Origin of the sequence: Cronobacter sp. HA18006, assembly GCF_011605445.1 — a bacterium.
Classification (GTDB): domain Bacteria; phylum Pseudomonadota; class Gammaproteobacteria; order Enterobacterales; family Enterobacteriaceae; genus Cronobacter; species Cronobacter sakazakii.
The window spans coordinates 98,998-112,220 of sequence record NZ_JAANQB010000021.1; the positions used below are offsets into that span (position 1 = coordinate 98,998).

General features: G+C 55.1%; 11 protein-coding genes and 2 tRNA genes. All 13 read left to right on the plus strand.

Annotation, left to right across the window (positions count from 1 at the left end):
- Positions 1–196: 196 nt before the first annotated feature.
- Positions 197–529 (plus strand): preprotein translocase subunit SecG, encoded by a 333-nt coding sequence (gene secG / locus G9X48_RS12635; RefSeq protein WP_004385062.1) that lies wholly within the window; start codon positions 197–199, stop codon positions 527–529.
- A 42-nt stretch (positions 530–571) separates the two neighbouring features.
- Positions 572–658, plus strand: a tRNA-Leu gene (locus G9X48_RS12640).
- A 59-nt stretch (positions 659–717) separates the two neighbouring features.
- A tRNA-Met gene (locus tag G9X48_RS12645) sits at positions 718–794 on the plus strand.
- A 213-nt stretch (positions 795–1,007) separates the two neighbouring features.
- Positions 1,008–1,460, plus strand: a complete 453-nt coding sequence (rimP, locus tag G9X48_RS12650) for a ribosome maturation factor RimP (protein WP_004385061.1) — start codon at positions 1,008–1,010, stop codon at positions 1,458–1,460.
- A 27-nt stretch (positions 1,461–1,487) separates the two neighbouring features.
- Positions 1,488–2,975, plus strand: a complete 1,488-nt coding sequence (nusA, locus tag G9X48_RS12655) for a transcription termination factor NusA (protein WP_007780472.1) — start codon at positions 1,488–1,490, stop codon at positions 2,973–2,975.
- 24 nt (positions 2,976–2,999) lie between these two features.
- Positions 3,000–5,711 (plus strand): translation initiation factor IF-2, encoded by a 2,712-nt coding sequence (gene infB, locus G9X48_RS12660; RefSeq protein WP_004385059.1) that lies wholly within the window; start codon positions 3,000–3,002, stop codon positions 5,709–5,711.
- A gap of 135 nt (positions 5,712–5,846) precedes the next feature.
- A complete protein-coding gene (gene rbfA / locus G9X48_RS12665) occupies positions 5,847–6,248 on the plus strand; it encodes a 30S ribosome-binding factor RbfA (RefSeq protein ID WP_004385058.1) in 402 nt (133 codons plus the stop codon).
- On the plus strand, positions 6,248–7,192 hold the full coding sequence (gene truB / locus G9X48_RS12670) for a tRNA pseudouridine(55) synthase TruB (RefSeq protein WP_097641491.1): 945 nt from the start codon (positions 6,248–6,250) through the stop codon (positions 7,190–7,192). Before rbfA ends, truB begins: the two co-directional genes overlap by 1 nt.
- A gap of 143 nt (positions 7,193–7,335) precedes the next feature.
- The gene (gene rpsO / locus G9X48_RS12675; RefSeq protein WP_004385056.1) at positions 7,336–7,605 is read left to right on the plus strand and encodes a 30S ribosomal protein S15; all 270 of its coding nucleotides are present in this window, start codon (positions 7,336–7,338) and stop codon (positions 7,603–7,605) included.
- Positions 7,606–7,849: 244 nt separating this feature from the next.
- A complete protein-coding gene (gene pnp, locus G9X48_RS12680; RefSeq protein WP_015387065.1) occupies positions 7,850–9,985 on the plus strand; it encodes a polyribonucleotide nucleotidyltransferase in 2,136 nt (711 codons plus the stop codon).
- Between the two features lie 116 nt (positions 9,986–10,101).
- A complete protein-coding gene (gene nlpI, locus G9X48_RS12685) occupies positions 10,102–10,986 on the plus strand; it encodes a lipoprotein NlpI (protein WP_004385054.1) in 885 nt (294 codons plus the stop codon).
- Between the two features lie 107 nt (positions 10,987–11,093).
- Complete coding sequence (gene yrbN, locus G9X48_RS12690; RefSeq protein WP_097563900.1) at positions 11,094–11,174, plus strand: protein YrbN; 81 nt, start codon at positions 11,094–11,096, stop codon at positions 11,172–11,174.
- Entirely contained in the window at positions 11,167–13,074 is a 1,908-nt protein-coding gene (locus G9X48_RS12695; protein WP_007888597.1) for a DEAD/DEAH family ATP-dependent RNA helicase, read from the plus strand. The genes yrbN and G9X48_RS12695 overlap by 8 nt, the downstream gene beginning before the upstream one ends.
- Positions 13,075–13,223 lie beyond the last annotated feature (149 nt).

Here is a 13,223-nt window from a genome sequence, read left to right on the forward strand (position 1 = left end):
AGTCGCCTTTAAAATCGTCATTTTAGCGCGTTTTGCCGTTTTTTTCCGCAGTCAGCATTTGTCGATGAAATTGCACTTGCGCGCCCATGACTCTTTCGTTAGTATTCACACCCGCTTCAGTAGGGAATGACAAATACCCCTGCTTTATTGGTTTGAAGCAATTGGCTGCGGTAACCCCGCAAGGAACAGGTTGATTATGTACGAAGCTCTTTTGGTAGTTTTCCTTATTGTAGCGCTGGGCCTTGTTGGTCTTATCATGCTGCAGCAAGGTAAAGGCGCTGATATGGGAGCCTCTTTTGGCGCAGGCGCTTCTGCTACGCTGTTCGGTTCAAGTGGTTCTGGTAACTTCATGACCCGTATGACCGCTGTGCTGGCAACCCTGTTCTTCATTATCAGCCTGGTGCTGGGTAACATTAACAGCAACAAAACCAATAAAGGAAGCGAGTGGGAAAACCTGACTGCGCCAGCAAAAACTGAGCAGACTCAGCCCGCAGCGCCGGCTAAGCCGACCAGCGATATCCCGCGTTAATTTGTCAGCTTCGCGCAGTAAACAGAAACTGCGCACTATAGTGCCGAGGTGGTGGAATTGGTAGACACGCTACCTTGAGGTGGTAGTGCCCGATTGGGCTTACGGGTTCAAGTCCCGTCCTCGGTACCAAATCCCAGCAAAACTTGCAATTTAGACGTTAAAGGCGTAGTATTTGCCACGTTTTCGGACGCGGGGTGGAGCAGCCTGGTAGCTCGTCGGGCTCATAACCCGAAGGTCGTCGGTTCAAATCCGGCCCCCGCAACCACTTTCCCTGAGAGTTGTTTTTCAAATATACTGTGAAATGCAGCGAATGCCTTCCTCACCGTTTTTGAAAGAAAATTCCCTGGAAGGTGTTCCGGGCCGCGCATCGCGGTTTACAGGGTTCAGTTATTAAAAGCCCCGATTTATCGGGGTTTTTTGTTATCTGGCTAAAGAATAACTGGGCTATATGCCCTTTTTTTATGTCCCGGGGGTGGGCTTGTCCACATTAGAGCAAAAATTAACAGAGATGATTACGGCACCGGTGGAAGCGCTGGGCTACGAACTCGTCGGCATCGAATTCATTCGCGGTCGCACATCGACGCTGCGCATCTATATTGATAGTGAAGATGGCATCACTGTTGACGATTGTGCTGATGTCAGCCACCAGGTTAGCTCCGTTCTGGATGTCGAAGACCCTATTACGGTGGCTTATAACCTGGAAGTCTCCTCGCCTGGCCTCGACCGTCCTCTCTTCACTGCCGAACATTATGCCCGTTACACTGGCGAAGAGGTGACGCTGGTACTGCGTATGGCGGTACAGAATCGTCGTAAGTGGCAGGGGATCATTAAAGCCGTTGATGGCGAGATGATTACCGTTGCAGTTGACGGCAAAGATGAAGTGTTCGCGCTCAGCAACATCCAGAGAGCGAACCTGGTACCCCAATTTTAACAGTCTGGATTGAGGCGAAGGCCCCTGATGAATAAAGAAATTTTGGCTGTTGTCGAAGCAGTTTCCAACGAAAAAGCGGTTCCGCGCGAGAAAATTTTTGAAGCGCTGGAAAGCGCCCTGGCTACGGCAACCAAGAAAAAATATGAACAAGAGATCGATGTTCGCGTGAGCATCGACCGTAAAAGCGGTGATTTCGATACGTTCCGCCGCTGGGTCATTGTCGAAGAAGTTACCCAGCCGACCCGCGAAATCACGCTGGAAGCGGCACGTTACGAAGATCCGAGCCTGAATGTTGGCGACTACGTTGAAGATCAGATCGAATCCGTAACGTTTGACCGTATCACCACGCAGACCGCGAAACAGGTCATCGTACAGAAAGTGCGTGAAGCTGAGCGCGCGATGGTCGTTGACCAGTTCCGCGAGCATGAAGGTGAAATCATCACCGGCGTGGTGAAAAAAGTGAACCGCGAAAACATCACGCTTGACCTCGGCAGCAATGCTGAAGCGGTCATTCTGCGTGAAGACATGCTGCCGCGTGAAAACTTCCGTCCGGGCGACCGCATCCGCGGCGTACTGTACGCTGTCCGTCCTGAAGCACGCGGCGCTCAGCTGTTTGTCACTCGCGCTAAGCCGGAGATGCTGATCGAGCTGTTCCGCATCGAAGTACCGGAAATCGGCGAAGAAGTGATTGAAATTAAAGCGGCAGCTCGCGATCCGGGCTCACGCGCTAAAATCGCGGTGAAAACCAACGACAAGCGTATCGACCCGGTCGGTGCCTGCGTAGGCATGCGTGGCGCGCGTGTTCAGGCTGTGTCGACCGAGCTTGGCGGCGAGCGTATTGATATCGTGCTGTGGGATGATAATCCTGCGCAGTTCGTTATCAACGCCATGGCACCGGCAGATGTAGCCTCTATCGTGGTGGATGAAGACAAACACACCATGGATATCGCCGTCGAAGCGGGCAATCTGGCGCAGGCTATCGGCCGTAACGGCCAGAACGTGCGTCTTGCTTCACAGCTGAGCGGCTGGGAACTCAACGTCATGACCGTTGAAGACCTTCAGGCCAAGCATCAGGCTGAAGCGCACGCCGCTATCGATACTTTCACTAAGTATCTCGATATTGATGAAGAGTTCGCCACGGTTCTGGTGGAAGAAGGCTTCTCCACGCTCGAAGAACTGGCTTATGTGCCGATGAAAGAGCTGCTGGAAATTGACGGCCTGGATGAGCCGACCGTGGAAGCATTACGCGAACGTGCTAAGAACGCGCTCACCACCCTTGCGCTGGCTCAGGAAGAGAGCCTCGGCGATAACAAACCGGCTGACGATCTGCTGAACCTTGAAGGCATGGATCGCACGCTGGCTTACAAACTCGCTGCGCGCGGTGTGTGTACGCTTGATGACCTCGCCGATCAGGGCGTGGACGACCTCGCGGATATCGAAGGGTTGACCGATGAGAAAGCCGGTGAGCTTATCATGGCCGCTCGTAACATCCGCTGGTTTAGCGACGAAGCGTAATAAACTGTAGCAGGAAGGAACAGCATGACTGATGTAACCGTAAAAGCGCTGGCCGCAGAGATTCAGACCTCCGTGGACCGCCTGGTACAGCAATTCGCTGATGCAGGGATCCCGAAGTCCGCTGAAGACTCTGTGACGGCACAAGAGAAACAAGCCTTACTGGCGCACCTGAACCGCGAACATGGCTCAGGGCCGGATAAGTTGACTTTACAGCGCAAAACGCGCAGTACTTTAAATATTCAGGGTACCGGCGGGAAAAGTAAGTCGGTACAGATCGAAGTCCGCAAAAAACGCACCTTTGTAAAACGTGATCCGCAAGAGGCAGAGCGTCTCGCCGCGGAAGAACAGGCGAAGCGTGAGGCGGAAGAGCAGGCCCGTCGTGAAGCAGAGGAAGCTGCCAAGCGAGAGGCAGAGGAAAAAGCCAAGCGTGAAGCCGGCGATAAGGCTAAACGTGAAGCTGAAGAACAAGCTAAACGCGATGCCGCTGATAAAGCGAAACGTGAAGCTGCGGAAACGAGCAAAGTGAGCAATCAACAAACTGACGAAGTGAGCAAAGCTGCTCAGGCGGAAAAAGCCCGCCGCGAAGCTGAAGCCCTTGAACTTAAGCGCAAGGCCGAAGAAGAAGCGCGTCGCAAGCTGGAAGAAAATGCCCGTCGCGTAGCGGAAGAAGCCCGTCGTATGGCTGAAGAGAACGCGACCAAGTGGGAAAGCGGCAGCGAAGAAGAATCTGAAGATACCAGCGACTACCATGTCACCACTTCACAGCATGCGCGTCAGGCAGAAGATGACAGCGACCGTGAAGTAGAAGGCGGCCGTGGTCGCGCGCGTCCGGCGAAAGTCGCACGCCAGAAGAAAAGCAACAAACATTCCGAATCCAAAGCGGATCGTGAAGAAGCCCGTGCAGCCGTTCGCGGCGGTAAAGGCGGCAAACGTAAAGGCAGCTCCCTGCAGCAGGGCTTCAACAAGCCGGCTCAGGCAGTTAACCGTGACGTTGTTATCGGTGAAACCATCACCGTGGCTGAACTCGCTAACAAGATGGCTGTAAAAGGCTCTCAGGTTATCAAAGCGATGATGAAGCTCGGCGCGATGGCGACCATCAACCAGGTCATCGATCAGGAAACCGCGCAGCTGGTTGCTGAAGAGATGGGCCACAAGGTTATCCTGCGTCGTGAAAACGAGCTGGAAGAAGCGGTAATGAGCGACCGTGACATGGGCGCACAGGCTGAGCCGCGCGCGCCGGTTGTGACCATCATGGGTCACGTTGACCACGGTAAAACCTCTCTGCTCGACTATATCCGTTCCACGAAAGTGGCATCTGGCGAAGCGGGCGGCATTACCCAGCACATCGGTGCATACCATGTGCAGACCGATAACGGCATGATCACCTTCCTGGATACCCCGGGTCACGCCGCGTTTACCGCGATGCGTGCACGTGGTGCGCAGGCAACGGATATCGTGGTTCTGGTGGTTGCGGCGGACGACGGCGTGATGCCTCAGACCATCGAAGCTATCCAGCATGCGAAAGCGGCGAAAGTGCCGGTTGTCGTTGCGGTGAACAAAATCGATAAGCCTGATGCCGATCCGGATCGTGTTAAAAACGAACTGTCTCAGCACGGCATCATCCCGGAAGAGTGGGGCGGCGATTGCCAGTTCGTCCACGTTTCTGCGAAAGCGGGCACCGGTATCGATGAGCTGCTGGACGCTATCCTGCTGCAGTCCGAAGTTCTGGAACTGAAAGCGGTACGTAAAGGTATGGCGAGCGGCGTGGTTATCGAATCCTTCCTGGATAAAGGTCGTGGTCCGGTCGCTACCGTTCTGGTTCGCGAAGGTACGCTGAACAAAGGCGATATCGTGCTGTGTGGCTTCGAATATGGCCGCGTACGTGCGATGCGTAACGAACTGAACCAGGAAGTCCAGGAAGCCGGTCCGTCCATTCCTGTTGAGATTCTGGGTCTCTCCGGCGTTCCTGCCGCGGGTGACGAAGTGACCGTGGTGCGTGATGAGAAGAAAGCGCGTGAAGTGGCGCTCTATCGTCAGGGTAAATTCCGCGAAGTCAAACTGGCGCGTCAGCAGAAATCCAAACTCGAAAACATGTTCGCGAACATGACCGAGGGCGAAGTTCACGAAGTCAACATCGTGCTGAAAGCCGACGTACAGGGCTCTGTAGAAGCGATTTCCGACTCCCTGCTGAAACTCTCCACCGACGAAGTGAAGGTGAAGATTGTTGGCTCGGGCGTGGGTGGTATCACCGAAACCGACGCCACGCTGGCTGCGGCTTCCAACGCCATCCTGGTGGGCTTCAACGTTCGTGCCGATGCCTCTGCGCGCCGTGTTATCGAAGCGGAAAGCCTGGATCTGCGCTACTACTCCGTCATCTATAATCTGATCGACGAAGTGAAAGCGGCGATGAGCGGCATGCTGTCGCCTGAGCTGAAACAGCAAATCATTGGTCTGGCCGAAGTACGTGACGTGTTCAAATCGCCGAAATTCGGCGCGATCGCGGGCTGTATGGTTACCGAAGGCACGATTAAGCGTCATAACCCAATCCGCGTACTGCGCGACAACGTGGTTATCTATGAAGGCGAGCTGGAATCCCTGCGCCGCTTCAAAGATGACGTTAACGAAGTCCGTAACGGCATGGAATGTGGTATCGGCGTTAAGAACTACAACGACGTCCGTGTTGGCGACATGATCGAAGTCTTCGAGATCATCGAAATCCAGCGCAGCATCGACTAATCCCTGTTATGCCCGGCGCACTGCGTCTGCCGGGCCTGGATTAGGACACATTTTGTAGGCCGGGTTAGCGAAGCGCCACCCGGTATGACTATTCAAAAGGGGCTAATAGCCCCTTTTTTGTCTGGAGATTTTATTATGGCGAAAGAATTTGGTCGCCCGCAGCGCGTGGCGCAGGAGATGCAAAAAGAGATTGCCATCATTCTGCAGCGCGAAATCAAAGATCCGCGCGTTGGGCTGATGACCACCGTATCGGGCGTTGAAGTATCCCGCGACCTGGCGTATGCCAAAGTGTTCGTGACGTTCCTGAACGATAAAGACGAAGCGGCGGTAAAAGCCGGTATCAAAGCGCTGCAGGACGCGTCTGGCTTCATTCGCTCCCTGCTGGGCAAAGCGATGCGTCTGCGCATCGTGCCGGAACTGACCTTCTTCTACGACAACTCGCTGGTTGAAGGGATGCGGATGTCCAACCTGGTCACCAGCGTAGTGAAACACGACGAAGAGCGTCGCGTTAATCCGGACGACGACAAGGAGGAATAATGAGTCGTCCTCGTCGTCGCGGTCGCGATGTGCATGGCGTATTGTTGCTGGATAAGCCGCAGGGGCTCTCCTCCAACGATGCGCTGCAAAAAGTAAAACGTATTTATAACGCCAATCGCGCTGGTCATACCGGCGCGCTGGATCCGCTGGCGACCGGCATGCTGCCCATCTGCCTCGGTGAAGCGACTAAATTTTCTCAGTATCTGCTCGATTCCGACAAACGCTATCGCGTGATTGCGCGTCTTGGCCAGCGTACTGACACTTCCGATGCTGACGGCACAGTGGTGGAAGAGCGCCCGGTCACGTTCAGCGAGCAGCAACTGCAGGATGCGCTGGAAAGCTTCCGTGGCGACACCCTGCAGGTGCCGACCATGTTCTCGGCGCTGAAGTATCAGGGTAAACCGCTGTACGAGTATGCGCGCCAGGGGATTGAAGTACCGCGTGAAGCGCGCCCGATTACCGTTTATGAGCTGCTGTTCATTCGTCATGAAGGCGATGAGCTTGAGCTGGAAGTGCACTGCTCGAAAGGGACTTACATCCGCACCATCATTGACGATTTGGGCGAGAAGCTCGGCTGCGGCGCGCATGTGATTTATCTGCGTCGTCTGGCAGTCAGCAAATATCCTGTCGAGCGTATGGTAACGCTTGAGCAGCTCAACGCGCTGCTTGAAGAAGCACAGACGCGTGATATCGCGCCGTCTGAGTTGCTCGATCCACTGTTAATGCCGATGGACAGCCCGGCTGCGGATTACCCTATGGTGAACCTGCCGCTGACGTCATCCGTATACTTTAAGAACGGCAATCCGGTACGCACTACGGGCGCGCCGACAGAAGGCCTTGTTCGCGTAACGGAAGGCGAAGCGCAGAAGTTTCTCGGCATGGGCGAAATCGACAACGAAGGGCGCGTGGCACCTCGCCGTCTGGTCGTAGAGTATCCGGTTTAACCCTCGTCGTTACCTTGCGATAACAGGCCGCGACAGGTAGAATATTGCGGCTAAACACTACGTCATCATTTTAAATGTAGATGTAGCCTCGGGTGGCTGAATTAGAGATCGGCACCCTTATTTTTTATAAACTGGAGTTAAAAATGTCTCTAAGCGTTGAAGCTAAAGCTAAAATCGTTTCTGAGTTTGGTCGTGGTGAGAACGACAGCGGTTCTACCGAAGTTCAGGTTGCCCTGCTGACTGCGCAGATCAACCACCTGCAGGGTCACTTTGCAGAGCACAAAAAAGATCACCACAGCCGTCGTGGTCTGCTGCGCATGGTTTCTCAGCGTCGTAAACTGCTCGACTACCTGAAACGTAAAGATGTAGCACGCTACACTGCGCTGATCGAGCGCCTGGGTCTGCGTCGCTAATCACTGCGAGTTTCAGAAAAGGGGGCCTTTACGGCCCCTTTTTTCGACCAGACGGCAGCAATTGCGAGTAAACTCATGTATTGTTGCTAAGTATGATCTTCGTTGCAGAGGTTCGCGCGGCTAATGAGAGGCTTTATCCGCACAGGCGGGTTAAGGTTGTCATTAGTCGCGAGGATGCAAAGAAGATCGGGTACTGTCAGCACGGCTTTGGGCGTGCTGTTCTTCATTTAGAAAGGGTATAATTTTGCTTAATCCGATCGTCCGCAAATTTCAGTATGGTCAACATACTGTCACTCTTGAAACCGGAATGATGGCTCGTCAGGCCACTGCTGCCGTGATGGTAAGCATGGATGACACTGCGGTATTCGTGACCGTAGTTGGTGCTAAAAAAGCGAAGCCGGGCCAGGACTTTTTCCCGCTGACCATTAACTATCAGGAGCGTACCTACGCTGCTGGCCGCATCCCGGGCGGTTTCTTCCGTCGTGAAGGCCGTCCGAGCGAAGGCGAAACGCTGATCGCGCGTCTGATTGACCGCCCGCTGCGTCCGCTGTTCCCGGAAGGCTTCGTTAACGAAGTTCAGGTTATCGCGACCGTCGTTTCCGTTAACCCGCAGGTTAACCCGGATATTGTTGCGATGATCGGCGCGTCCGCTGCGCTGTCTCTGTCCGGTATTCCATTCAACGGCCCGATTGGTGCCGCGCGCGTGGGTTACATCAACGACCAGTACGTACTGAACCCGACCCAGGATGAGCTGAAATCCAGCAAACTGGATCTGGTTGTCGCTGGTACTGAAAGCGCCGTGCTGATGGTGGAATCCGAAGCTGAACTGCTGAGCGAAGATCAGATGCTGGGCGCCGTGGTGTTCGGCCACGAGCAGCAGCAGGTTGTGATTCAGAATATCAACGATCTGGTGAAAGAAGCGGGCAAACCGCGCTGGGACTGGCAGCCTGAAGCCGCTAACGAAGCGCTCAACGCGCGCGTGAAAGCGCTGGCTGAATCTCGTCTGAGCGACGCGTACCGCATCACTGATAAACAAGAACGTTACAGCCAGATCGACGCTATCAAAGCGGACGTCATCGCGGCACTGCAGGCTGAACAGGCCGAAGGCGACGCGCTTGACGAAAACGAGCTGGGCGACATCCTGCACGCTATCGAGAAGAACGTTGTTCGTTCCCGCGTACTGGCTGGCGAACCGCGTATCGATGGTCGCGAAAAAGACATGATCCGTGGCCTGGACGTGCGCACTGGCGTACTGCCGCGTACTCACGGTTCCGCGCTCTTCACCCGTGGTGAAACGCAGGCGCTGGTTACCGCGACGCTCGGTACCGAACGCGACGCGCAGAACATCGACGAACTGATGGGCGAGCGTACTGACCGCTTCCTGTTCCACTACAACTTCCCTCCGTACTCTGTCGGCGAAACCGGCATGGTCGGTTCTCCGAAGCGTCGTGAAATTGGTCACGGTCGTCTGGCGAAACGCGGCGTACTGGCAGTCATGCCGGCAGCTGACCGCTTCCCGTACACCGTCCGCGTGGTGTCTGAAATCACCGAATCCAATGGTTCTTCTTCCATGGCTTCCGTGTGTGGCGCTTCTCTGGCGCTGATGGACGCGGGCGTGCCGATTAAAGCCGCTGTCGCGGGTATTGCGATGGGTCTGGTGAAAGAAGGCGAAAACTTTGTCGTACTGTCCGATATTCTGGGTGACGAAGACCACCTGGGCGACATGGACTTCAAAGTAGCCGGTTCCCGTGAAGGTATCACTGCGCTGCAGATGGATATCAAAATCGAAGGCATCACCAAAGAGATCATGCAGGTGGCGCTGAATCAGGCTAAAGGTGCGCGTCTGCACATTCTTGGCGTGATGGAACAGGCTATCAACGCACCGCGTGGCGATATCTCTCAGTTCGCACCGCGTATTCACACCATTAAGATCAGCCCGGACAAGATCAAAGACGTGATCGGTAAAGGCGGCTCTGTGATTCGTGCGCTGACCGAAGAAACCGGCACCACCATCGAAATCGAAGATGACGGTACGGTGAAAATTGCAGCGACCGACGGCGAGAAAGCGAAACACGCAATTCGTCGTATCGAAGAGATTACCGCTGAAATCGAAGTGGGCCGTATCTACAATGGTAAAGTGACCCGCATCGTTGACTTCGGTGCCTTCGTCGCAATCGGCGGCGGTAAAGAAGGTCTGGTACATATCTCTCAGATCGCCGACAAGCGCGTTGAGAAAGTGACCGACTATCTGCAGATGGGTCAGGAAGTACCGGTTAAGGTACTGGAAGTTGACCGTCAGGGCCGCGTACGTCTGAGCATCAAAGAAGCAACCGAGCAGACTCAGGAAGCAGCAGCCCCTGCTGCGCCGGAAGCCGAGTAAGGTTTGCCGTTTAGCTCTCCGTGGCGACACGGAGAGCCATTTGTTACGAGGCAGGATGCCCCGTTTGCAGCCGGGGGACAGGACGTTCATCCAATAGTTGTCTTCGGGAGTAGGAAATGAAGCCTTTATTGCGCTGGTGTTTCGTTGCGACAGCACTCACGCTGGCAGGATGCAGCAACTCTGCCTGGCGTAAGAGCGAGGTCCTGGCGGTGCCATTGCAACCGGCCTTGCAGCAAGAAGTGATCCTCGCACGCATGGAGCAGATCCTCGCAAGTCGGGCTTTAACCGATGATGAACGCGCACAGCTTTTATATGAGCGCGGAGTGTTGTATGATAGTCTTGGTTTGCGGGCACTGGCGCGAAATGATTTTTCACAAGCGCTGGCTATCCGCCCCGATATGCCTGAAGTATTCAACTACTTAGGCATTTATTTAACGCAGGCAGGCAATTTTGATGCTGCCTATGAAGCGTTTGATTCTGTACTTGAGCTTGATCCAACTTACAACTACGCGCATTTGAATCGCGGTATCGCCCTCTATTACGGCGGACGTTACCGATTAGCGCAAGATGATCTGCTGGCGTTTTATCACGACGATCCCAATGATCCTTTCCGTAGTCTGTGGCTCTTCCTTGCTGAAAGCAAAATGGATGAGAAACAGGCCAAAGCGGCCTTGCAAGAACGCTTTGAGAAATCGGACAAAGAACAGTGGGGATGGAACATTGTCGAATTCTGGCTCGGCGACATTAGCGAAAAAACGCTAATGGAACGCCTGAAGGCAGACGCAACGGATAACACCTCGCTCGCTGAGCATCTCAGTGAAACCAACTTCTATTTAGGTAAGTACTACCTAAGTCTGGGGGATAAGGACAGCGCCACGGCACTGTTCAAATTAGCGGTTGCTAACAACGTCCACAACTTCGTTGAGCACCGTTATGCATTGTTGGAATTAGCGCTCTTGGGCCAGGAGCAAGATGACCTGGCAGAATCGGACCAGCAATAGCTGACGAACATTTCAGCCCACGGATTTTTTTACTAAAGTCATCACCTTAACCGGTGAGGGCTTGTTTGTTCGTTAATACACCTACTTTGAGCCGGTTCACACTTTTAATGAAAATTGCAGAAAATTTTCACGATGAGTTATGTAGACTGGCCGCCATTAATTCTGAGGCACTCGTACTACATGGCTGAATTCGAAACCACTTTTACTGATCTGGGCCTGAAGGCTCCAATCCTTGAAGCCCTTAACGATCTGGGTTACGAAAAACCATCTCCAATCCAGGCAGAATGTATTCCGCATCTGCTGGGTGGTCGCGACGTTCTGGGTATGGCCCAGACCGGTAGCGGCAAAACCGCAGCGTTCTCACTGCCGCTGCTCCACAACATTGATGAAACTCTGCGCGCGCCGCAGATTCTGGTTCTGGCTCCGACCCGCGAACTGGCGGTTCAGGTTGCTGAAGCCATGACCGATTTCTCTAAACATATGCATGGCGTAAACGTCGTGGCCCTGTATGGCGGCCAGCGTTATGACGTGCAGCTGCGCGCACTGCGCCAGGGTCCGCAGATTGTGGTCGGTACGCCGGGCCGTCTGCTGGATCACCTCAAGCGCGGTACGCTGGATCTTTCTAACCTGAAAGGCCTGGTACTGGACGAAGCAGACGAAATGCTGCGTATGGGCTTCATCGAAGACGTTGAAACCATCATGGCGCAGATCCCGGCTGAACATCAGACCGCGCTCTTCTCCGCGACCATGCCGGAAGCGATTCGTCGCATCACCCGCCGCTTTATGAAAGAGCCGCAGGAAGTGCGCATCCAGTCCAGCGTCACCACTCGCCCGGACATCAGCCAGAGCTACTGGTCTGTGTACGGCATGCGTAAAAACGAAGCGCTGGTGCGTTTCCTGGAAGCGGAAGATTTTGACGCGGCGATTATCTTCGTGCGCACCAAAAACGCGACCCTGGAAGTGGCTGAAGCGCTGGAGCGCAGCGGCTACAACAGCGCCGCGCTGAACGGTGACATGAACCAGGCCCTGCGCGAGCAGACGCTGGAGCGTCTGAAAGACGGTCGTCTGGATATCCTGATCGCAACCGACGTTGCGGCGCGTGGTCTGGACGTTGAGCGTATCAGCCTTGTGGTGAACTACGACATCCCGATGGACTCCGAGTCTTACGTTCACCGTATCGGCCGTACCGGTCGTGCGGGCCGTGCAGGTCGTGCGCTGCTGTTCGTTGAGAACCGTGAGCGTCGTCTGCTGCGTAACATTGAACGCACCATGAAGCTGACCATTCCGGAAGTAGAGCTGCCGAACGCAGAACTGCTGGGCAAACGCCGTCTGGAAAAATTCGCCGCGAAAGTACAGCAGCAGCTGGAAAGCAGCGATCTGGACCAGTACCGTGCGCTGCTGACCAAGCTTCAGCCGGAAGGCGAGCTGGATGTGGAAACGCTGGCTGCTGCGCTGCTGAAAATGGCGCAGGGCGAACGTCCGCTGATCCTGCCGCCGGATGCGCCGATGCGTCCGAAGCGTGAATTCCGCGATCGCGATGACCGTTTCGAGCGTCGTGGCGACCGTAACGATCGTGGCCCGCGTGGCGACCGCAACGGTGAAGATCGTCCGCGTCGTGAGCGTCGTGACGCTGGCGATATGGAACTGTACCGCATCGAAGTGGGCCGCGATGATGGCGTCGAAGTGCGTCACATCGTGGGCGCTATCGCCAACGAAGGTGATATCAGCAGCCGTTACATTGGTAACATCAAGCTGTTCGCGTCTCACTCCACCATTGAGCTGCCGAAAGGCATGCCGACCGAAGTGCTGCAGCACTTCACCCGTACGCGTATTCTGAACAAGCCGATGAATATGCAGCTGATGGGTGATGCACAGCCGCGCGGCGATCGTCGTCCTGGCGGCGGTGGTCGTGGTTTCGGTGGCGAACGTCGTGAAGGCGGTCGCGGTGAAGGCCGTGGCGAAGGTCGTCGTTTCAGCGGCGAACGTCGCGAAGGCGGTCGTAGCTTCGGCGGCGATCGTCGTGAAGGCGGCCGCGGCCCGCGTCGTGATGACGCAGCGACCCCGCGCCGTCGTTTCGGCGACGCATAAGCGCAGAAAGTCTGACAACAAGCCCCGGCCATGCCGGGGCTTTTTTTATGGGCGCCATTCAGCGCGCTCGCCTTGCAGAGTCCCATCCTTCCTGGCTGCACGCCTTTCTGACAAAAAAACTAACGTGCTGTACCGCAAGCGACTGCCTG